The organism is Roseomonas alba (assembly GCF_019430885.1).
GTDB lineage: Bacteria > Pseudomonadota > Alphaproteobacteria > Acetobacterales > Acetobacteraceae > Neoroseomonas > Neoroseomonas alba.
The window spans coordinates 600,931-622,814 of sequence record NZ_JAHYBZ010000004.1 but is presented as its reverse complement, the minus strand read 5'-3'; the positions used below and the strand labels follow the sequence as shown (position 1 = coordinate 622,814).

15 protein-coding genes and 2 pseudogenes are annotated in these 21,884 nt (G+C 69.8%); 9 read left to right on the top strand and 8 right to left on the bottom strand.

The features are described 5' to 3' along the window. From KPL78_RS14625 to KPL78_RS14610, 4 genes and pseudogenes are all read right to left on the bottom strand, one after another. Window positions 1-808: pseudogene (locus tag KPL78_RS14625) on the bottom strand (recombinase family protein); the annotation flags it as partial. Between the two features lie 206 nt (window positions 809-1,014). Further along, entirely contained in the window at window positions 1,015-2,433 is a 1,419-nt protein-coding gene (locus KPL78_RS14620; RefSeq protein ID WP_219763683.1) for an MmgE/PrpD family protein, read from the bottom strand. Window positions 2,434-2,436: 3 nt separating this feature from the next. After that, window positions 2,437-4,140: a hydantoinase B/oxoprolinase family protein gene (locus tag KPL78_RS14615; RefSeq protein WP_219763682.1), complete on the bottom strand. Its 1,704-nt coding sequence runs from the start codon at window positions 4,138-4,140 to the stop codon at window positions 2,437-2,439. Further along, a complete protein-coding gene (locus tag KPL78_RS14610; RefSeq protein ID WP_219763681.1) occupies window positions 4,137-6,215 on the bottom strand; it encodes a hydantoinase/oxoprolinase family protein in 2,079 nt (692 codons plus the stop codon). Before KPL78_RS14610 ends, KPL78_RS14615 begins: the two co-directional genes overlap by 4 nt. A 157-nt stretch (window positions 6,216-6,372) precedes the next feature. Here KPL78_RS14610 and KPL78_RS14605 point away from each other — a divergent pair, with 157 nt between their 5' ends. The 4 genes from KPL78_RS14605 (at window position 6,373) to KPL78_RS14590 (ending at window position 11,070) form a co-directional block, all read left to right on the top strand. After that, window positions 6,373-7,068, top strand: a complete 696-nt coding sequence (locus KPL78_RS14605) for a GntR family transcriptional regulator (RefSeq protein ID WP_219763680.1) — start codon at window positions 6,373-6,375, stop codon at window positions 7,066-7,068. 285 nt (window positions 7,069-7,353) lie between these two features. Further along, a complete protein-coding gene (locus KPL78_RS14600; RefSeq protein WP_219763679.1) occupies window positions 7,354-7,986 on the top strand; it encodes a glutathione S-transferase family protein in 633 nt (210 codons plus the stop codon). Window positions 7,987-8,027: 41 nt separating this feature from the next. Next, window positions 8,028-9,635 (top strand): ABC transporter substrate-binding protein, encoded by a 1,608-nt coding sequence (locus tag KPL78_RS14595; RefSeq protein WP_219763678.1) that lies wholly within the window; start codon window positions 8,028-8,030, stop codon window positions 9,633-9,635. Between the two features lie 76 nt (window positions 9,636-9,711). Continuing rightward, the gene (locus KPL78_RS14590) at window positions 9,712-11,070 is read left to right on the top strand and encodes an MmgE/PrpD family protein (RefSeq protein ID WP_219763677.1); all 1,359 of its coding nucleotides are present in this window, start codon (window positions 9,712-9,714) and stop codon (window positions 11,068-11,070) included. A 29-nt stretch (window positions 11,071-11,099) separates the two neighbouring features. On the opposite strand, the gene KPL78_RS14585 is transcribed toward KPL78_RS14590, so the two are convergent. Next, window positions 11,100-12,449: an MmgE/PrpD family protein gene (locus KPL78_RS14585; protein ID WP_219763676.1), complete on the bottom strand. Its 1,350-nt coding sequence runs from the start codon at window positions 12,447-12,449 to the stop codon at window positions 11,100-11,102. A 47-nt stretch (window positions 12,450-12,496) separates the two neighbouring features. Between KPL78_RS14585 and KPL78_RS14580 the strand changes: the two genes are divergently transcribed. From KPL78_RS14580 to KPL78_RS14560, 5 genes and pseudogenes are all read left to right on the top strand, one after another. Further along, on the top strand, window positions 12,497-13,549 hold the full coding sequence (locus KPL78_RS14580; protein ID WP_219763675.1) for a Bug family tripartite tricarboxylate transporter substrate binding protein: 1,053 nt from the start codon (window positions 12,497-12,499) through the stop codon (window positions 13,547-13,549). Beyond that, window positions 13,546-14,760: a cystathionine beta-lyase gene (gene metC / locus KPL78_RS14575; protein ID WP_255568986.1), complete on the top strand. Its 1,215-nt coding sequence runs from the start codon at window positions 13,546-13,548 to the stop codon at window positions 14,758-14,760. The genes KPL78_RS14580 and metC overlap by 4 nt, the downstream gene beginning before the upstream one ends. Window positions 14,761-14,763: 3 nt before the next feature. Beyond that, window positions 14,764-15,534, top strand: a complete 771-nt coding sequence (locus KPL78_RS14570) for a maleate cis-trans isomerase family protein (protein ID WP_219763674.1) — start codon at window positions 14,764-14,766, stop codon at window positions 15,532-15,534. 37 nt (window positions 15,535-15,571) lie between these two features. Then, window positions 15,572-17,149 carry a rhodanese-like domain-containing protein gene (locus KPL78_RS14565; protein ID WP_219763673.1) on the top strand — a complete coding sequence of 526 codons (1,578 nt, stop codon included), beginning with the start codon at window positions 15,572-15,574 and terminating at the stop codon, window positions 17,147-17,149. Between the two features lie 117 nt (window positions 17,150-17,266). Further along, window positions 17,267-18,058, top strand: a pseudogene (locus KPL78_RS14560) (integrase core domain-containing protein). 97 nt (window positions 18,059-18,155) lie between these two features. Here the strand turns inward: KPL78_RS14560 and KPL78_RS14555 are convergent. The 3 genes from KPL78_RS14555 to KPL78_RS14545 are packed head-to-tail and all read right to left on the bottom strand — an operon-like array spanning window position 18,156 to window position 21,882. Beyond that, window positions 18,156-19,124 (bottom strand): ABC transporter ATP-binding protein, encoded by a 969-nt coding sequence (locus tag KPL78_RS14555; RefSeq protein ID WP_219763672.1) that lies wholly within the window; start codon window positions 19,122-19,124, stop codon window positions 18,156-18,158. After that, window positions 19,121-20,938: a dipeptide/oligopeptide/nickel ABC transporter permease/ATP-binding protein gene (locus KPL78_RS14550; protein ID WP_219763671.1), complete on the bottom strand. Its 1,818-nt coding sequence runs from the start codon at window positions 20,936-20,938 to the stop codon at window positions 19,121-19,123. Before KPL78_RS14550 ends, KPL78_RS14555 begins: the two co-directional genes overlap by 4 nt. Beyond that, the gene (locus tag KPL78_RS14545; protein WP_219763670.1) at window positions 20,938-21,882 is read right to left on the bottom strand and encodes an ABC transporter permease; all 945 of its coding nucleotides are present in this window, start codon (window positions 21,880-21,882) and stop codon (window positions 20,938-20,940) included. Before KPL78_RS14545 ends, KPL78_RS14550 begins: the two co-directional genes overlap by 1 nt. Window positions 21,883-21,884 lie beyond the last annotated feature (2 nt).

The window sequence follows — 21,884 nt, the reverse complement described above, 5'->3', positions numbered from 1 at the left end:
GCTTTGCGTTTGAAGCCAGCGACACAATGCCCGCCAGATCGCCGCGCAGCACACCGGCAAGGTCACCCAACAAGCCGATCGCCAACTCACCATCCTCCACCAGCGCCCGCTCAACCCCACAAAGCAGCGCCCTGTGCAACGCCGCCACACGCTCGCGATAGATCAACGCCATGCTCGGATGCAGTACCGGTAGAGGCTCCTCGGCACCTTCCAGAAAGCGGGTCAGTTCGATCTTTCGGGCTTCGAGCTTGCCACTGCGCTCCTTCGCCGTCTCGATCGGCATCGTGTCCTTGAGATAGAGGTCCAGGATCTTCTTGAAGTCACGTTCAATTCGTTTCACCTCCGCCCATGCGGCAGCGATCGACGCCCGCCCCTCCATCCGCAGCCGATTCATCTCCGGCGTGAACTCGTCGCAGAACGCCGCGAAGAGCATCGGATTCATCAGCTTCGTTTGTAGCGTGTCGAGGATGCGCTCCTCCAGCCGATCACGCCGGATGTTCAGATGGTGGCCGGAGGTGCCCTTGCTGCCCGCCGTCGAGCAGCCCAACATTTTCGACGAGATCAGCGCATAGGTCCCGCCCCACCAGCCGTACCGGGTCAGTCCCGAGAGCAGGTATCTGGGGCGACGCCGGTCGCGAAAATGGTTCTCGCCATCATTCGTGGCCTCCGCGGAGATCGCGCGCTGTCGGGCCTTCACGGCATCCCGGAGTTCCTGATCGACAACACGCAGCTCCGGCAGGTCCTGGACGGCCCGCTCCTCGCGCGGGTTTGGCCGCGCGACGCGCCTGCCGGTATCGGGACCCTTCACGTAGCGCTGTCGGTTCCACACGATTCGCCCGATGTGGAGCTCGTTGTTCAGGACGCCGCTGCCGCGCCTGGCGCTGCCGTTGATGGTGCTGAAGCCCCATTCCCGCCTCTTTCCAAGGCGCCCAACTCTCCCATCACCGATGGATCCCGTTTAGGGGGTGGAAGGTCAGGCTGGTGCCGTTCAATCGAGAAATTCTCTAACCTCGATCAGCGTGGTCGCCTCTCCGGGGAGACCGGGATCAGGTCGAGCATCTCCGATGCGGCTGGGAATCCCATGCGCAGAACGCGGCAATCGGCCAGGGTTTCCAGCCGGGCGAGCAGGCCGAGGAGGTGTACGGCCTCGGTAGGACGGCGTGCCTGCGTCAGACAATCGGTGAACTTCCTGGCCAGAGCGCCGGCTTCGATGGGGTTGTCGGCATGGCCCAGGGCGCGCGTGACCTCGGCGCTTCGCAGCCGCGTGCCGTCGTCAAGCGTCAGTGCCACATGATCGGCGCGGGCGAAGCCGTCCAGGACAGGGTCCGCGTCGTTGGACACCAGCCGCGTGGTCAGCGCCATCAGTCGGCGCAGCGCGGGGTCGCGCAGCCGATCCGGCGCGGTCTCGGCGAAGCCGACCCAGCCATGCAGTAGCGCCGATGCCACCGCGAACTCCACGCTGAAGCGCGCCTCGGCCGCCGTCTCGGGGGCATGGCAGCGCAGGATGCTGCCATGGCGGGCGCTCTGCGTGACCTCGATGGAGGCGATCCGCTCCGATGGCACGGGATGGCGGGCGCGGAGTTCCAGCGCGGCGTCGATCGCGCGATGCGCGGCGTAGCAGACCGGATAGCGCTTCACGCTCGGCGCCACCGCCTCCAGCCGCCAGGCGCCGCCGTCGTGATGCGGCGCGCGGTCCAGGTCGATCTCTCCCCGGGGAGTATAGGCGCGCAGGAAGCCTGTCTCCGTTTCCAGCGCATCCGCCGCGGCGCCATGGCCGGCAGCGGCGAGCTGCGCGGCCAGGACGCCGGACTGTGCCGCGCGGCCCGCATGGAATGGCTTGGTGGGTGTGCCGAAATTTGCCAGCAGCCCCGCGCCCTGCGAGGCCGCGATCGCCAGGGCGCGTGCCGTGGCATCGGCGTCCAGCCGCAGCAGCACCGAGCAGGCGGCCGCGGCGCCGATCGGGCCGAGCAGCCCGGTCGGATGCAGTCCCTTCACATGGTACATGCTGCCTTCGCGCGAGGCGACCTCCGCCCAGGCCTCATAGCCGGCGACATAGGCGCGCAGCAGGTCGAGCCCCGACGCGCCACGGGCCTCGGCGACCGCCAGCGCGGCGGGCACGACCACGGCGCCGATATGGCCGCCGAAGGCGACATCGTCGAAATCGAGCGCATGGGCCGCGGTGCCGTTGACGAGCGCCGCGCGTAGCGGCTGCGCACCCTCGACGCCAAGGCCAAGGCTGCACGGCCCATCCAGGCCCTCCGCGCCGAGCGCAGCCGACAGGCTGCACACCGCCGGCTCGCCGAAGCCGGCGACCAGGCAGCCAAGCGTATCGAGGATGCCGGCGCGCGCGCGGGCCAGCACGGCCGGCGGCAGCGCCGCGTCAACAGCCCCGGCGACGATCTCGCCCAGTCGGCGGGTCAGCGGCACGGGCATGCGTCAGCCGGCGCGCAGCCGTGCCGTGGCATCGGCATCCACGGCACCGTCGGCGTGCAGCACCACCTTGTACTCCGCTTGCGCCGCGGCGGCGGTGACGAAGCCGAGGAGCACGTCGCGGGCGACCAGGTCCGGGTCGCGCGAGGCCGGGTCGCCGTAGCCACCGCCGCCGGGCATCGCGATGATGACCGCGTCGCCGGGCGGGATCGCCTGCATGCCCTTCGCCTTCAGTCGGGTTCCGGAGGCCAGGCTCACCGCACCGGACGCGCCGGGCTGCCCGCCCTGTCGGCCGCGTGCCGGGTTCTCCACCCGTTCGAAGCGCGCATAGAGGGTCAGCGGCTGTGGCGCGCGGTTGCCGATCACCATGGTCTGCCCGAGCCCGCCGCGCCAGCGGCCCGCCCCGCCGGAGTCCGGCCGGTAGGCCTTCTCCCACACGACAAGGGAGGTGATCGCCTCGGTCACTTCCACCGGCACGTTGCGGATGCCCGAAGGGAAAGGCGTGGCGGAGAGCCCGTCATCCGCCGGCCGAGCGCCGGCGCCGCCGCTGTGGAAGGAGGTGACCATGAACGGCGTGTGGCCGCCGCCGCCCGCGGAGCCGAGGCGGATATTCCACAGGCAGCCGGTGCTCTCGGCCGGCACGGTGTCCTTCAGCGCCTGCTCGAAGCAGCCGAACACCAGGTCCGGCAGGAACATGCCGATGGTCGAGCGCGCCACCACCGGCCGCGGGAAGGGCGCATTGGCGATGCAGTCCTCGGGCGCGGTGATGCGGATACAGGCGAGCGTCGCGGCGTTGTTCGGCAAGGCGGGCGCGACCAGGCATTTCACGCCGAAGGCCGCATAGGCCTCCGTGTAGCAGAGCGGGCAGTTGATGCCGAAGGCGGAGAGGCCGGAGGTCCCCTCCATGTCGATCAGGATCTCGTCCGCCGTCACCGTCACCGCGGCGACGAGGTCGATCGGCGATTCATATCCGTCGATGCGGATGTGATTGCGCCATGTGCCGCGCGGCAGTGCCGCGATGGCGCGCCGCATGGCGCGGCCGGAGGTCTCCAGGATGCTGCGCCCGACCTCGTCGAGGTCGGCGAGCCCGTATTCGTCGAGGATCTGCTGCAGCCGCCGCCCGCCGATCTCGTTGCAGGCGACCAGGGCGAAGACGTCGCCTTCGACCTGCACCGGTTCCCGCACATTGGCGCGGATGATCTGCAGCAGCACGTCGTTCATCGTGCCACGGTCCGCGATCTTCATGATCGGAATGAACAGCCCTTCGCCGAAGACATGGCGCGATTCGGGGGAAGGGCCGTTGCCGCCGATGTCCACGACATGAGTGGTGCAGGCGAAAAGGGCGATCATGCGCCCGTCGCGATGGACCGGCGTGACTACGGTGAGGTCGGTCAGGTGACCGGTCGCCTTCCACGGGTCGTTGGTGATGTAGGCATCGCCGGGCTGCATCGTCTCGGCGGGAAACACGTCGAGGAAATGACGCACCGAGCGGGCCATGGAGTTGATGTGCCCCGGCGTGCCGGTGACCGCCTGGGCGAGCATCTCGCCCTCGGGATTGAACACGCCGGCGGAGACGTCGCCGGCCTCCCGCGTCGAGGTGCTGAAGCCGGCGCGGATCAGGCTGCGCGCCTGTTCCTCGACCGCGGCGATCATGCGGCTCCAGATGATCTGGGTGCGGATGTCCTGGGCGGCGCTGGTGGCGTCGTTCATGGCGCGGCGGCCTCGTTGGTCAGTACGATCTGGCCGAGTGCGTCGATCTCGGCGGTGAAGCCTGCGGGGAGGACCGTGGTGGTCTCCTCCTCGGCGATGATGGCGGGGCCGGTGAGCCGCGTGCCCGGCGGCAGGCCGGGGCGGGCGTGCAGCGCAGCCGGTTCCGTCCGCATGGTCGCCGTATCAAACAGCGCGCGGCTGCCGGCGGCGGCGGTGGCGGCGGCGGCAGGAAGTTCCGGCACCGGCGCGGCCGGCGTCTCGGCGATCAGCGTCATGGTCCAGGTGAGGCACTCCACCTCCATCCCCGGGATGATGCGGCCGAAATGCCGGCGGTACTCGGCCTCGAACAGCGCGCGTAGCGTGGCGACGCCCTCCGCGCCGAGCTCCGTTGCCGGCAGGGCGACCATCACCTCATGCCCCTGGCCGCGGTAGCGCATATAGGCCGCGCGGCGCTCGACGAGCGGCGCATCCGCCGCTCCCAGGCGGACGATGGGCTCGGCCTCCGCGCGCATCTCCGTGAAGATCGCGGAGACGGCCGCCGCATCATAGGTCGCCAAGCGGACCAGGCGGGTGCGTACTGCTTCGTAGGAAACCGGGGCGAGCAGGAAGCCATGGGCCGAGCCGACCCCCGCCCCGCGCGGCACGATTACCGTGCGGATGCCGAGCTTCTGCGCGATGCGTGCGGCATGCAGCGGCGCCGCGCCGCCGAAGGCGATCATGGTGCGACCCTCGAGTTCCGCGCCATTGTCGGTGGCGTGGACGCGCGCGGCATTGGCCATGTTCTCATCCACCACCTCGACCATGGCGGCGGCGGCGGTGACGGGGTCCATCCCTGCCTCGCGGCCGATCGCCTCGGTCAGTGCCGCCTCGGCGCGGCGTCCGTCGAGCCGGATCTTGCCGCCGGCGAAGGAGTCCGGATCGAGCTTGCCGAGCAGCAGATCGGCATCCGTCACCGCCGGGCGGTTGCCGCCGCGGCCGTAGCAGGCCGGGCCGGGTTCGGAGCCGGCGCTCTCCGGCCCGACCGCGATGCGGCCCAGCGCATCCACATGGCCGAGCGAGCCGCCGCCGGCGCCGATCTCCACCAGGTCGATCACCGGCACGCGCAGTGGGAGCCCGCTGCCCTTGAGGAAGCGGTAGGCGCGTGCGACCTCCAGATGGCGGCTGGGATGCGGGGTGGCGTCGTCGATCAACACCAGCTTCGCTGTGGTGCCGCCCATGTCGAAGGCGAGCGCCTTGGCGATGCCGCCCTTCGCCGCAACATGCGCGGCCAGCACGGCGCCGCCGGCCGGGCCGGATTCAACCAGCTTGATCGGCTGGGCGCAGGCCACGTCGAGGCTCGCCAGCCCGCCGCTCGACATCATCAGCATGATGCGGCCGGGAATGCCGAGCGCGGCGATGCCCGCCTCCAGCCGGCGCAGATAGCCTTCCATGATCGGCTGCACATAGGCGTTCGCGCAGGTGGTGGAGGCGCGCTCGTATTCGCGGATCTCGGGGCAGATCTGGTGGGAGAGCGCGATCTTCACCGACGGCAGGGCGGCGCGCAGGATCTCGCCCGCACGGCGTTCATGCGCGCCGTCGACATAGCTGTGCAGGAAGCAGATGGCGACGGCCTCGACGCCTGCTGCGCGCAGTTTCGGCACCAGGGCGGCGACCGAGGCCTCGTCCAGCGGGCGCAGCATGCCGCCATCCGCCGCGAGGCGCTCCATGGCCTCGAAGCGCAGGTCGCGGGGCACCAGCGGGTCGGGGCGCCGCATATAGAGGTCCGACACCTCGAAGCGGTGCTCATGTGCGATCTCGAGGGAATCGCGGAAGCCGGCTGTGGTGACGAGCGCGGTGCGGGCACCCTTGCGTTCGATCAGCGCATTGGTCGCGAGCGTGGTTCCGTGCACCATCAGCCGGATGTCGGCGGGCGCCGTGCCGGTGCGGACCAGCAGGTCCCGCGTGCCTTCGAGCACCGCGCGTTCCGGCGCGTCATGCGTGGTGAGGTATTTGCCGGAGACGAAGCGGCCGCCGCCGAGTTCGAGGACGATGTCGGTGAAGGTGCCGCCGATATCGACGGCCAGACGCGCGCTCATGCTGTTCGGGGTCTCTTCGTGACGGGCTGATGCATTGCAGTGAGTGCGTGTACTCAATTGCATACGAAAAAATACAACAGTCCTCTTGTGTCGGCAAGAGGTTCCGAAAAGCGCGATCTCACTTCCCCCGAGCAGGCCTTGCTCCTAGACAGGCTCCATGCGCGACAAGAAACCTCTGATTCCATCCTCTGGCGTACGCGACCTTGCACGGGACGCCTATGACCGGGTGAAGGCCGCCATCCAGGACGGCGAACTGACCGTCGGCACGCGGGTGACGGAAGCCGAGCTGGCAAACCTGTTCGGTATCTCCCGCACGCCGATCCGCGACGCCATCGTGCGGCTGGAGGCGGATGGGCTGCTGACCAACGAACCGCGCCGCGGCCTGGTGGTCACGCAACTTGACCACCAGCAAATGGTCGAGCTCTACGCCATGCGCGAGATCCTGGAAGGAGCCGCGGCGCAACTGGCGGCACGGCATGCGAGCGAGATCGAGGTCGCCACGCTGGAAAGCCTGGTCGAGGAGGAGGGGCGCAGCCTCGGCGACCGGACGCGCATCGCGCAGATCAATTGGCGCTTCCATGAGCTGCTCTCGCTGGCCGCGCACAACCGCTACCTGCTGCGCAGCCTGCGCCAGCTCTCGGTGACGATGTCGCTGTTGCCGAGCCTGCTGCATGCGCGCAACCGCGCCGAGGAGGCGCATCACGAGCACCGCGCCATCGTCATGGCGCTGCGTGCCCGCGATGGAGCTGCGGCGGAGGTGGCGATCCGTGCGCATATCCAATCCTCCCAGCGGCACCGTGTCGCGATGATGCTGGAGGACGGCACGCCGACCGGGGCCGCCGGCGGCCGCTGAGGGTCTGATTGGAAACGCGCCATGCGGCGCGTTTCCATGTCCGGCACCGGCCCGCACCCCCCACCCCGGCGACCCATTCCAGGATACTGGCGTGGATGGCCGGGTGCGGTTGCGGGCCGGTGCCGGGCTTTCCAAACGACGGCTGAGTTTCCCAGCACAGGCAGATCGCACGGAAAGGCCGGAGGGGCATTGCCTCTCCGGCCTTCTTGTTCGTGACACAATGATTGACAGTACGCAATTGCATACCAGAATATGCAAATCCATACCGATGATGAAGGTGCTGCCATGCGCGGGGATTCGAGCGGGATGAGGGTCTGGGGGCGCCGCAATTCGTCCAATGTCGCCAAAGTCCTCTGGACGCTGGACGAACTCGGCCTGGCGCATGAGCGGATCGATCTCGGCGGGCCCTTCGGCGGCAATGACGACCCCGCCTATCGCGCACTGAATCCCAATGGCCGCATCCCCACCCTGCAGGACGGCGACCTCGTCCTGTGGGAGTCCAATGCCATCGTCCGCTACCTGGCGGCGCGCCACGGCGCCGGTGGGCTCTGGCCCGCGGAGCCGGGTCCGCGGGCGCTTTCCGATCGCTGGATGGATTGGGTTTCGATCAACCTGGTGCCGCCTTTCCTCGCCTATCGGCGCTTGCTCGATCAGCCGGAGGCGGCGCGCGACGCCGCAGCCTTCGCGCGCGAGGAGGCCACGGTGCTGCACCTGTTCGCCATCGTGGAAGCCGCGTTGCAGCCCGGTCCCTTCATCCTCGGCGAGCGCCTGACGATCGGCGACATCGTGCTCGGCCCGCCCGTGCACCGCTTCCTGAAGGGAGGTGGTGCAGGGCGCGACTGGCCGCGCCTCGCCGCCTGCCACGCGGCGCTGCGCGAACGCTCGGCCTTCCGCGCGCACGTTGCCGCGGCGCTGTGAGACTTCCGGCGCCACCATCCCCTTCCAGGAGACCGATCGTCATGACGTCCGAGCGCCGTTCCTTCCTGGCCGGAGCCGCCGGCGTTCTCGCCGCGGGCGCCCTGCCGCTGCCTCTCCGCGCGCAGGGCGGGGATGACACGCTGACGATCGGCGTCTCCTTCGAGCCGACGGCGATCGACCCGCACTGGCACAACCAGGGTGCCAACAACTCCCTGGCTCAACATCTGTTCGACCGCCTGGTGCATGCCTCGCCCGAGCAGATGCCGCAGCCGGGCCTCGCCACCGAATGGCGCGTGCTGGACGAGACGAGCTGGGAGTTCAAGCTGCGCCCCGGCGTCACCTTCCATGACGGCAATCCCCTGACGGTCGAGGACGTCATCTTCAGCCTCGAACGCGCGAAGGACGTGCCGGGCGCGCCCTTCTCCTTCCGTGCCTATCTCGGCGACAAGACGGCGGAGAAGATCGACGATCGCACGCTGCTGATACGCACGACCGCGCCCAATCCGATCGTTCCGAACGAGCTTTCGACGGTCTCCATCATCTCCCGCAGGGCAGGCGAGGGGGCGAGCACGGCCGACTATGCCTCCGGCAGGGCGGCGATCGGCACCGGGCCCTACCGACTGGTCGAGGCGGTGCCCGGCGCTCGCATCGTGATGGAGCGCAACGACGCCTATTGGGGTCCGAAGCCGGTCTGGCGGCGCGTGGTGCTGCGACCGGTTCCGGCAGCCGGTGCCCGCGTGGCCGCGCTGCTCTCGGGCGATGTCCAGGTGATCGAGAACGTGCCGCCCTCCGACATCGCGAATCTCTCGCGCATGGCGGGCATCAGCCTGACGCGGCGGGTGACCAACCGCGTGATCTTCCTGATGATGGACCAGTTCCGCGCGACCACACCCTTCGTTGCGGCGAAGGATGGCGGGCCGTTGCCCAACGCGCTGCGCGACCTGCGCGTGCGCCGGGCGATGTCGCTCGCGATCGATCGGGAGGCGATCACGCGGCGCATCCTGGAAGGCAGCGGCGAGCCGGCGGGTCAGCTCGTGCCGCCCGGCATCTTCGGCGCCAGCGGGAACCTGCCGCCTGAGCGGCCCGATCAGCGCCGCGCGCGTGAACTCCTGGCCGAGGCCGGGCTGCCGGACGGCTTCCAACTCACCCTTCACAGCCCGAATGACCGTTTCGTGCGCGACGCCCGCGTCTCTGAAGCGGTGGGGCAGATGCTGAGCCGCGTCGGCATCCGCACCGCGGTGGATGCGATGCCGAGCAGTGCCTTCTATCGTCGCGCGACCCGGGGTGGGCCAGAGGGCGGGCCGGAATTCAGCATCTGGCTGGCCGGCTTCGGCGGCGGCACGGGCGAGGCCTCGCCGGCGCTGAAGTCGGTGGCGCATTCGGCCGATGCGGCGCGCGGCTTCGGCGCCATCAATCGCGGCCGTTACAGCAATCCGGATGTCGATGCGCTGGTCGAGGAGGGGCTGCGGACCCTCGACGATGCGCGCCGCCAGGCCCTGTTCGCCGAGGCGACCGAGAAGGCGATGCGCGATCTGACGGTGGTCCCGCTGTACCACCCGGTGAATGTCTGGGCGCTGCGCGACCCGGTTCGCTACGACGGCCGCACCGATGAACGCACGCTGGCGATGGAAATGCGCCGCGAGGGCTGAAAGCCCGCCTGGAGGCGCGCCATGCGGCGTGTTTCCCGGAACGACATTCGGCGCTGCCGCGCCAGGGAGGAATGGCATGGGTCTGGCGCTGGAGCTGGCGCAGCGCGCCAATGCGTTGCGTGCGGAGACGTTTCCCCCCGAGGCACGTCGCTGGGCGATCACGGCGATCACGGACATGCTGGGCTGTGCCCTGGCCGGCGCGCAGGAGGCGTGCACCGGGACCATGCTGCATGCGGTGGGTGGCGGCGTTCCCGGCGCATCTTGCTCCCTGCCCGGCAGGGCGGAGCGCCTGCCGCCGCTCGAAGCGGCGCTGGTGCACGGCACGGCGGGCCATGCGCTGGATTTCGACGACACCAGCAAGTCGATGGCCGGCCATCCCACGGTGGTCATCGTGCCGGCGCTACTGGCGCTGGCCGAACAACGCGATGCTTCCGGCGCGGCATTGCTGGATGCCTACATCGTCGGCGTGGAGGTGGCGACGCGCATCGCGCGCGGCGTGAACTTCCATCACTACGAGAAGGGTTGGCACCCCACTGCGACGCTCGGCATTTTCGGCGCCGCCGCGGCCTGCGGAAGGCTGATCGGGCTGGAGGATGCGCGCTTGGCGAACGCCCTGTCGCTCTGCGTCTCACTGGCCGCCGGGGTGAAGTCCAATTTCGGCACGCAGGCCAAGCCGCTGCATGCCGGCAACGCCGCCCGCAACGGGCTGCTCGCGGCGCTGCTGGCCGAGGGCGGCTTCACCGCCGGTGCCGACGCCTTCGAGCATCCCCAGGGCTTCCTGGAGGTGTTCAACGGTGCCGGTCATCACGACGCGACGCGCATGCTGGATGGCTGGGGCGCACCGCTCGACCTGCTGGCACCGGGCATCTCGATCAAGAAGTACCCCTGCGTGTACAGCGTCCATGGCGCGCTGGACGCGGCCATCGCGCTGCATCGGCGCCACGCCTTGGACCCCGCCCGGATCGCGCGCGTGACGGTGACGATGCATCGCCGGCGCCTGCTGCCCCATGTGCAGCGCCCGGCGACCAGCACGCTCGATGCCAAGTTCAGCCTGCCCTACAACGTCGTCCGCGCGCTGATCAGCGGCCGCGTCGGCCTCGCCGACTTCGAGGGCGACGCCTTTCGCGATCCCATCATCCGCGCGGTGATGGGGCGCATCGCGACCCGGCCGCACGACGATGATTCCAACGACTACGGCGCGGAGGTGGAGGTGGTGCTCGCCGATGGCACGGTGCTGCGCGAATCCGTATCCGCGCCGCTCGGCCGCGGCCCAGAGACGCCGCTGCCGGTCGAGATGCTGCGCATGAAGTTCGAGGATTGCGCCACCCGTATCCTGCCGGTCGAGGCCGCGTCACGTGTTTTCGAGAGTTTGCAGGCGCTGGACGCATTGCCCTCGGTCCGTCGGCTGACTGCGATGATGGTCCCGCCGGGCTGACGGAGGGACCGCCATCGGACCTCCCCGCGTCAGCCTGCGATCAGCGTGGAGATCCTGCCCAGCGCGCCCGGCCGTGTCCCGAAGCCGCGCGCCTCCTCGAACAGCGCGCCTGCTTTCTCGGCGCCGAGCACCGGCGCCGCCAACCCGTCGAACTTCCGGCGCAGGCTGTCCCATCCCATCGGATTGTCGGGGTGGCCGGTCATCACCGCGACGGTGTTCGCGAGCCGCTCGCCATCCTCCAGCACGACCTCGACCCTGGCGGTGTGCGGCACCTGGCCCGCCACCACCTCGCAGACGATGCGCGGCAACAGGTCGCGCAGCGCGGGATCCTGGGCGACCCCCGCATGGAAGTCAGTGGCCACCAGGGCGCGGCCGCGCAGGCCCATGGCGACGCAGAAGGGCACGCTGAACTTGGCCTCCAGCGCGGTCTTCGGGTCGAGCTTGCCCGCCACCACCATGGCGTCCGGATGCACCCGTGCCGTCACAGCGACGATGTCGCGGTTGCCGATGCGCGCGGCGAGGCCCTGTGCTGCCTCGGCGGCGGGGTGCGTGGCGCGGCAGCTCGCATAGGGCTTGAAGCCGTTGTTCAGCACTTCCCATGCGGCGTCGAAGTCGAGCGGCGGCACCACCTCCGGCAGTCCGCGCTGGAGGAAGGTGCCGAGCAGCCCGCCGTCCAGCTCGAACAGATGGGTGGCGGCGACGAATCCCTCGGCGGCGAGTTGCGCCGCCATGATGCCGTCCATCGCCGCCTTGCCGGCATGGAAGGGCTTACCGTCGGTGCCGAAGGATCCGACCAGGCCGCCCGCCATGGTGGCGGCGGCGCCGAGCGCATGCGGGATGCGCGCCGGATTGAGACGGAGCAGCACGCAGGCCGCCGCCGCGGCGCCGACGCGGCCGAACAGCGAGGTTGGGTGAAAGCCGGCCTTCTGCAGGGCGCGCCCGACGCCCGGCGGACCGCCGCCGCCCAGCCGCGCCATGATCTCGTAGCCGGTGACGAAGGCGCGCAGCGCGAGCTCCTCCGTCAGCCCGCCATCCTCGGCGAGGGCGAGGGCAGCGGACCAGCAGGGCGCGCTGGGATGGCCACCGCCCATCGGATGGGTGTCGTCGAAATCCATCGCGTGCGCCGCGGTGCCGTTGATGAGGGCCGCCAGTGCCGGCGCCATGCGGCTGCCCATCACCGCGCGGGCGCCGCCTGCGGTCTTCCAGGCGGCCGCCACGCGGCGCGCCGGGCCAACCGGCGCATCGTCATGCGCCCCCACCGCCAGGCCGAGGAAATCGGCCAGCGCGCGCCGCGCCCCGTCCTGCACCGCGGGGGGAAGGGGACGATCGGCGGCGCTGGCGATGAAGGCGATGAGGGCCTCGCCGCGGCGTTCGGTCATGACGGTCGGTTCCTCGTGGCCCGTGCTGACGGCAGATTGACCTGCCAATGAATTCATTTGTATACCATTGCGTGCATGAGGCAAATCCGGTGACGATGATGCGTAGAGACCCGAAGGATGGCGAGGCGAGGGTGCGTACCCAGGTGCGCCGGCGCGCGGTGTTGGGCGCCGTCGCGCTCGCCCCCGCCCTGGCCGCGCATGCGCAGGCGGCATCGTGGCCGGACAGGCCGGTTCGCGTGATCGTGCCTTTTGCTCCTGGCGGCGGCGTGGATCTGGTGGGGCGCGTGGTCGCCGAGGCGCTGCAGCCGCGCCTGGGCCAGCCCATTGTGGTGGAGAACCGCGCCGGCGGGGGCAGCGCCATCGGGATCGAGATGCTGTCTCGCGCCGCGCCGGATGGTTATACCCTCGGCATCACGGGCGGCAGCAGCATCACCATCGGACCGCTCACCCGGCCCAGCAACTATGACCCGATGGGGCTGACGCATGTCTCGCGTCTGTCCATGGGTCCGCTGCTGCTGGTGTGCCGCAATGATTTCCCCGCGGCCGACCTCGCCGGGTTCGAGGCGGCGGCGCGCGCTGGCCGCAACCTCTCCTTCGCCACGGGCGGCGTCGGTACCAACACCCAGATGGCGGCCGAGCTGCTGAACCAGCGGCTGGGCGGCGGCATGGCCATCGTGCCCTATCGCGGCACGGCGCCCGCGCTGCAGGACGTGGTGGCCGGCAATGTGGACCTCTTCTTCACCGATATGTCCGGGCTCGCGGTGGTCCAGCAGGGCGCGGTGCGGCTGCTGGCAACCAGTACCGCCCGGCCATGGCCCAGCCTGCCCGACACGCCGCCCATCAGCCGCATCCTGCCGGATTTCGATGTCGCGGTGTGGTACGGGCTGGCCGCGCCAGGTGGATTGCCGCCGGCGATCCTGGCGCGGCTGGAGGCGGAGATCGCCGCGGTGCTGGAGCTGCCGCAGGTGCAGGCGCGGATTCGCGCCATCGGCTTCGAGCCCTCCCCGCTCGCGTCTGCTCCCTTCACGGATTTCATCCGGCATGAGATCGCGACGTGGCGCGAGGTCATCGAACGCCAGCCTCAGGCGGCCCGGCCATGAACGATGTTGAAGAACTGAGCGTGTCTTTAGAGGGAGTCGCCGACATGCAGGATACCGAGGCCGCGGAGACGCTGCTCTGCCATGTGGCGCGCGAGTCCGGAGCGCAGCCCCACGCGGTCAACCCGTCGGTGGTGCATGCCTCGACCATCCTCTTTCCCACCCTCGCGGCCTTCGAGGCGCGCAAGAGCGCGAGGCTGCGCTACGGCCGCCGCGGCACGGCGACGAGCTTCGCGCTGGAAGATGCGGTCTCGGCGCTGGAGGGGGCGGCGGGCACCGTGCTGGCGCCCTCCGGCGCGAGCGCCATCGCGGCGGCGCTGCTCGCCTTTGCCGAGCCGGGCAGGCATGTGCTGGTTCCCGACAATGTCTATGGCCCCTGCCGGCATGGCTGCGAGGACCTGCTGCGCCGCTTCGGCGTGGAGGTCACCTACTACGACCCCGTCATCGGCGGCGGCATCGCCGCGCTGCTGCGGCCGGAAACGCGCCTGATATGGCTTGAGAGCCCCGGCTCGCAGACCTTCGAGGTGCAGGACATCCCCGCGATCCTGGCGCAGACGCGCCCGCGCGGCATCGTTAGCGTGATCGACAACACCTGGTCGGGCGGGCTTTTCCTCAAGCCACTCGCGATGGGCGTCGACATCTCGCTGCAGGCGGCGACGAAGTACATCTCCGGCCATTCCGATCTGATGCTCGGTACGCTGGCCTGCGCCGCGACGGTGCATGATCGGGTGCGTGCCCATGCCCAGCGGCTCGGCCTCTGCGTCGGGCCGGACGACGCCTATCTGGCGCTGCGCGGGCTGCGCACCCTGGCGGTGCGGATGCGGCAGCACCACGAGACCGGGTTGACGCTGGCCGCGTGGCTCGCTGCGCGGCCGGAAGTGGCGCGGGTGATGCACCCTGGCTTGCCGGACGATCCCGGCCATGGGCTGTGGCGCGCGCAGTTCACCGGTGCCTCCGGGCTGTTCGGCTTCGTCCTGAATCCCGTGGAGAAGCCCCGCCTGGCCGCGATGATGGACGGGCTGCGCCTGTTCGGCATGGGGTCGAGCTGGGGCGGCTATGAAAGCCTGCTGATCCCGACCAATCCCGCCGCCCTGCGGAGCGCGACGCGCTGGGCGCCGGAGGGGCAGACCATGCGCCTGCATGCGGGCCTCGAACGCGCCGAGGATCTGATCGCGGATCTGGAGCAAGGGTTCGTCCGCCTCGGGGGAGAGTGAGCGATGAAGCACGCCGATCTGCGCCGCATCGGCGTCATCGGTCCGGCGGGCAACATGGCGCTGGAATGGGAGCTGCCGCGGCATCTGCCGCTCGGCTTCGCCATCAACCACAGCCGCGTCGGCCGGCCTGGCGATGCACTGGTCACCCGCGAATCCCTGCTGGCGATGGCGGAGCAGGTGGACCGTGCCGCGCTCGACCTGGTGCGCGCGCGGCCGGAGGTGATCCTCTATGGCTGCACCAGCGGCAGCTTCGTGGGCGGGCCCGGGCGGGAGGCGCAGATTGCCGACCGCATCACGGAGGTCACCGGCATCCCGGCGTTCACCACCTCCACCGCCGTGCTGGAGGCGCTGCGCGCCGTGGCCGCGCGCTCGGTCTTCATGGTCACGCCCTATCCGGACGACGTGAATGAGCACGAGATTCGCTTCCTGGAATTCCACGGCTTCAGCCTGACGGGCTGGGATTCCTTTCGCTGCGACGCGGTCCGTACCATCAGCTCGATCGATTCGGAGGAGACGGCGGCAATGGTGCTGCGCAACCGCGACGCTGCGCGCCGGGCCGATGCCGTGTTCCTGAGCTGCACGAACCTGCTGACCTTCGACCAGATTCCCCGGCTGGAAGCCGCGCTGGACCGGCCGGTGATCAGCTCCAACCAGGCCTCGCTCTGGGCCGCCCTGCAGCGCGTGAAGGCACCCCCAGCAGGGGTGGGGCGGTTGTTCAGCACCCCGGCCATGGCGAGCGGGCCGAGCGCCCCGACACCGAAGGCCGCATCGTGACGACGCCGCTGATCGGCGCCCAGAGGAGACGTTGACCATGCACATGATACCTCCCGCCACCCTCAAGGCGTGGCTGCATGACGGGGCGGAAATCGCGCTGCTCGATGTGCGCGAGGCCGGGCAGCATGGCGAGGCGCATCCCTTCTATGCCGTGCCGCTGCCCTATTCGCGGTTGGAACTGGACATCGCGCGGCTGGTGCCGCGCCCAGCCACGCGCATCGTCGTCTTCGACGATGGCGACGACGCGGTGGCACCACGCGCCATGGCCCGGCTGGAGGCGCTGGGTTATGCCAACGTCGCGTTGCTGGCAGGCGGCACGGCAGGCTGGAAGGCAGCCGGCCACGCGCTGTTTGCCGGGGTGAACGTGCCGAGCAAGACCTTCGGCGAGATGGTGGAGGAGACCTACCACACGCCGCATATCAGCGCGGCCGAGCTCGCGGAACGGCGGGCGCGGGGCGACAACCTGGTGGTGCTCGACGGCCGGACCATCGACGAGTACCGCAGGACGACCATCCCGGGCAGCATCTGCTGCCCGAATGGGGAATTGCCGTTGCGCATCGCCGCGCTGGCGCCGGATCCCACGACGACGATCGTGGTGAACTGCGCGGGCCGGACGCGCAGCATCATCGGAGCCCAGACCCTGCGCCATTTCGGGGTGCCCAATCCGGTGCTGGCGCTGGAGAACGGCACGCAGGGTTGGCATCTCGCCGGGATGGCGCTCGACCGCGGCGCCGATCGCCTCTACCCGCCGGCGCCCGAGGATCTTGCCGAGGCGCGGGCCCGTGCGGCCCGCCACGCGGAACGCTGCGGCGTCGTCGGCATCGATGCGGCGACCCTGGTGGCCTGGTCCGCCGATCCGGCGAGAACCACCTTCCTGTGTGACATTCGCACGCCGGCGGAATTCGCCGCAGGCTCGCTGCCCGGAGCGCGGAGTGCGCCAGGCGGCCAATTGATGCAGACCACGGATCAGTATGTCGGCGTCCGTGGCGCGCGGATCGTCGTCTTCGACGCGGAGGGCGTGCGCGCGCCGATGACCGCCGCCTGGTTGCGCCAGATGGGATGGGAGGCCTTCGTGCTGGAGGAAGGGCTTGCCGCGCGCCTGCCCGAGGCGGCAGGCCGACCCGTGTCGAGGCCGGCTGCACCGCCCGCCCTCGACCTGCACGGGCTTGCCGCGCTGTTGGCCGCTGGGCCTGCGACCGTGCTCGACCTCCGGCCGAGCATGGCCTATCGCGCCGGGCATCTGCGCGGCGCCACCTGGACTATACGGCCACGCCTCGCGCAGCTTGGCGCGCCGACCGCCGATCCTGTCGTCCTGATCGCGCCGGAGGAGGGTATCGCGGCACTCGCCGCGCTCGACCTCGCTGAGCGAGGCGTCCGCGTCGATCACTGGCACGCCGCCACGCCGGCTGCATGGCAGGAGGCCGGGCTCGCCGTCGAGGCGACGCCCGCGTCGCCGCGCGATGCCGATTGCATCGACTTCCTGTTCTTCGCGCATGACCGGCACAGCGGCAACCGCGAAGCAGCGCGGCAGTACCTGGCCTGGGAGCGCGGGCTGACCGCCCAGCTCGACCCGCAGGAGCGCGCCGCCTGGCGCTTCCTGCCGACGGGCGGATGATCCTCTGCGAGGGGGTCGCGCAGAACGGTAAAGGGCGGTCCGTCGCGCGATCCCGCTGATGCGTGATGTTGATCCTCTTTCGTGGACACCCCGAGGCTTGAGACGGAGGTGTCTGAGATGCCCAGGTTCAGAGTGCTCGACCCGCCTGAGTTCCGGCGGCGGATGGTGGACTGGTTCGGTCGGGACGAACCTCGCAGGACCTTGCGCGTGAGTTCGAACCGAACGCGCAGTCGATCGCGCATGGGGTTCACCAGGCGGATCGAGACGCCGGAGCGAGCAAAGGCGGCGGGACGACCAGCGCCGAGCGCAAGGAACTGAGCCGTCTTCGCCGTGAGAACCATCGCCTGCGCCAGGAGCGCGACATTTTGGCGAAGACGGCGGCCTGGTTCGCGCGGGACAAGACCTCGTCCGGGTCTTCGAGTTCATGAGCGCGCACCAGGCCGAATTCCCCATCCGCGCCATGGCCCGTGTGCTGCGGATCTCGGCCTCCGGCTACTACGTCTGGCGCAGCCGGCCGGCCTCGGCGCACGCCCAGGCGGATGCGGCCCTGCTGCGCCGGATCCCAACGATCCATGCCGACTCGCACGGGACCTACGGCGCGCCGCGGGTGCATGCCGACAGGGCAGCCAGTACACGTCGCTGGCCTTCGGAATGCGATGCTGCGAGGCCGGCGTCCGCCCCAGCACGGGATCGGTCGGCGATGCCTGCGACAACGCGCTGGGCGAGGCGTTCGTCGCCACACTCGAGTGCGAGCTGCTCGAACGGCGTCGCTTCCGTTCCCAGGCCGAGGCGCGCATGGCCGTATTCCACTTCATCGAGGGCTTCTACAACCCGACCAGGCGCCATTCGTCCCTCGGCTATCTCTCGCCCATCGAATTCGAAGCGAGGAAGATGCTCATGAAGGACTGACCGCTACTCCCAATCCGTCCTCTGAAGCGGGGCAACGAGTCCTACTTGAGCAGCCAGGGCCGCGACCCGCCTGACCGCTCCTCGGCGTCACCAGGCGTCAGGCATCGAGCAAACAGGCGTCGAGATGGCCGTCCGAGGTGCGCGCTCGCAGCGGCGGGACGAACTGGCGACAGCGCTCAACTGCGCGCGGGCAACGCGTCTGGAAAACGCATCCAGGCGGCGGATTGGCGGGGCTTGGCGGTTCGCCGCGCAGCATCAGGCGCTGCTGCCGCCGTCCCTCGGACAGGCTCGGCGCTGCCGACAGCAGGGCCTGCGTGTAAGGGTGGCGGGGCGCGCGGAACACCTCCCTGGTCGGTCCCTGTTCCATGATCCGGCCGAGATAGAGCACGACGACACGGTCGCAGAGGTGACGCACGGCAGTCAGGTCGTGGCTGATGAACACCATAGTGAGGTTCAGCCGGGCGCGAAGGTCAGCCAGCAGTGCCAGTACCTGCGCCTGCACGGAAACGTCGAGAGCCGAGACGGGCTCATCCGCCACCAGGAAGTCCGGCGACGTCGCCAGGGCGCGGGCGATGCCGATGCGCTGCCGCTGCCCGCCGCTGAACTCATGCGGAAAGCGCCCTGCATGGGACGGATCGAGCCCGACCAGGCGCAAAAGCTCCGTCACACGCACCGGCATCTCCGAACGCGGCACCAGGCCATGGATGGCCATCCCATCGGCGATCTGGGATCCGACGTGCCGGCGCGGATTGAGGCTGGAGTAGGGATCCTGGAAGACGAGTTGCATCCGCCGGCGCAGACGCCGCATCTCGGGCAGCGTCGTGTGCCGGAGATCCATGCCGTCGAACAGCACGCGACCGTCGCTGGGCGGCAGCAGGCCGAGTAACAGGCGCCCGATCGTGCTCTTGCCCGAACCGCTCTCCCCCACCAGCCCGATGACCGACCCGCGTTCCAGGCTGAGATTGACTTCCGTCACCGCCTGGACGGGACGCCGCCGCGCAATCAGGCCGCCACCGCCGAAGCGTCGCGTGAGATCCTCCGCGACCACGAGCTCGGGCGGCTTCATGCCAGTTCCTTCCAGCGGATGCAGCGTGACTGCCAGCCCGCCGCGGTATCGACGAGGGGCGGCGGCGCTGCCTCGCAGGCGTCGCCTCGCATGCCGCAGCGCGGCGCGAAGCGGCAGCCATGTGGCAGGGCGTTGAAGGCGGGCACCTGGCCCGGTAAGCCCTGTGGCGCCAAACCCTCGGGCGGCGCGGCACTTGCGAGCAATGCCCGCGTATAGGGATGCCGCGGATCGGCGAAGACCTCGGCGACCGCGCCCGTTTCGACGATCTGGCCCGCGTACATCACCGCAACCCTGTCGGCCATTTCCGCCACGACCGGAAGGTTGTGCGTGATGAAGATCAGGGCGAGGCCGGTCTCACGCTGCAATTCCGCGAGGAGTTCGAGGATCTGGGCCTGGATCGTCACGTCCAACGCCGTTGTGGGTTCGTCGGCGATGACCAGGCTGGGCCGGTTGGCGATGGCCATCGCGATCATCACGCGCTGGCGCATGCCGCCCGACAGCTCGTGAGGCCAGGCACGGGCTCGGCGCGCCGGGTCGGGAATGCCGACGCGCGACAGCAGCTCGATGACCCTTGGACCTCGTGGTGGCGCATCGCCGGGATCATGCAGGCGCAGCATCTCCTCGATCTGCGTCCCGACGCGCTGCAGCGGATTGAGGCTGCTGGCGGGATCCTGGAAGATCATGGCGATGTCGCGGCCGCGGCGCGCACGCGCCTTGGTCTCGTCCTCGCGCAACAGTTCCTGCCCGTCGAGCCAGGCTGCACCCCCGACGACTGCGGCATTGAGGGGTAGCAGGCCGGTCAGCGCGAGGCCGGTCATGGATTTTCCGGAACCGCTCTCCCCGACCAGTGCCAGGGTTTGGCCGGACGCGACGGCAAAAGACACGCCCTGTACCGGCATGATGCTGCGGCCATCGGGCGTCGCGATCGCCACGTCCAGCCCGTCGAGCTGGAATTCCTGCATGGCGGGAGCAGTCGGTGCCGCCGGCAGGGGCTGACGCCGCGTCAGTCGGACCGGCACGCTCTGCGGATCCAGCATGTCCCGCAACCCGTCACAAAGCATGTTGATGCTGACGATGGTGATGGTGAGCATCAGGCAGGGCCAGAGGAGCTGCAGCGGGGCGTTCTGCATCACGCCCCGCCCGGCGCCGATCATGCCACCCCAGGTCGGCGTCGGCGGCGCGACGCCGAGCCCGATGAAAGACAGCCCGGATTCCAGCGTGATGGCGGCCGAGGCGGCTAGGCTGAACTGCACCAGCACCGGTCCCGCGATATTGGGCAGGATCGTGCCGGCGAGCACGCGGACGCGCCCGGCGCCAAGCACGCGCATCGCCTCCACATAGTCCTGCGAGCGGATTGACAGCACGCTCGCATAGGCGATGCGGATGAAGCTTGGCAGGAAGACCAGCGCCATGAGCGGTATCAGCGTGGAATAGCCGACGCCCATCAGCGTGACCGCGAGCAGCGCGAGCAGCAGCGGCGGGAAGCAGAGCAGCGCATCGGTGCTGCGCAGGATCACCGTCTCGACCGCGCCGCGCAGGAAGCCGCCGGCCATGCCGAACAGCACGCCGACGATGCAGCCGAAGGCGGCCGCGGCGAGTGCGATGCTGAGAGAGGTGCGGCTACCCCAGAGCAGACGCGACAGCACGTCGCGGCCGAGTTCGTCGAGGCCGAGCGGGTGGGTCCAGGACGGCGCCTCGAACTGTCTGGTCGTCGCGATGGCATAGGGGTCGTGCAGGTCGAGCCAGGGCACGAGGATGGCGACAGCGATGTTGAGCGCGACGAATGCCGCGGCCCACCAGGGAAAGCGATGCATCAGGCGCGCACCCGCGGGTCGATCAGGCCATAGAGCAGGTCTACCGCGAGGTTCAGCGCGACGAAGAGCGACGCGATGACGAACAGTGTGCCGACCACGACGGGGTAGTCGCGGCTGTTCACCGCATCGACCATCATGCTTGAGATGCCGGGCCAGTTGAAGACGAACTCGGTCAGCACCGTCCCGCCAAGCATCGCGCCCATATGCAGTGCAACCACGGTGATGACGGGCATGAGCGCATTGCGGAGCACATGGCGGACCAGGATGCGCAGCGGCGCGGCGCCCTTGGAGCGCGCGGTGCGCACAAAATCACGGTTCAGCGTGTCGAGCACCGCCGCCCGTGTCATGCGCAGAACGACGGCCGCGAAGCCAAGGCCGATCGCGATCGACGGCATCAGCAGCAACCTGATGTGCTCGGCGGGGTTCTGCGCGAAGGGCACGTAGCCGCCCGTCGAGACCCATCCGAGCTGGCGCGCCAGCACGAGGATCAGTAGCGTCGCGATGACGAAGACCGGCATGCCGTCGAACAGCGCGGCGAAGCCGTTGAGGCAGCGGTCCAGCAGGCTGCCGCGACGCACCGCCGCGAGCACGCCGAGCGGGATGCCGACAAGCGCGGCGAAGAGGGTGGCGACAAGGATCAGCTCCAGCGTGCGGGGAAGGCGCCGGCCGATGAGCTCGCCGACCGGTTCCTGGTCGAGCAGCGAATGGCCGAGCTCCCCGCGCACGAGGCCGCGCACCCAGTCGCCGTACTGCGTCAGGAGCGGCCGGTCGAGGCCGAGTTCCTCCCGCAGGGCAGCGACCGCGCTGGGATCGGGTGCGAAGCCGCCCTCCGAGAGCATGATCTCGGCCGGGTCCCCGGGCACGATGTGGATGGCGCCGAAGGCCATGGTGGCGACCATCCACACGAGCAGCAGCGACATCGCGATGCGCTTGGCGAACCACATAT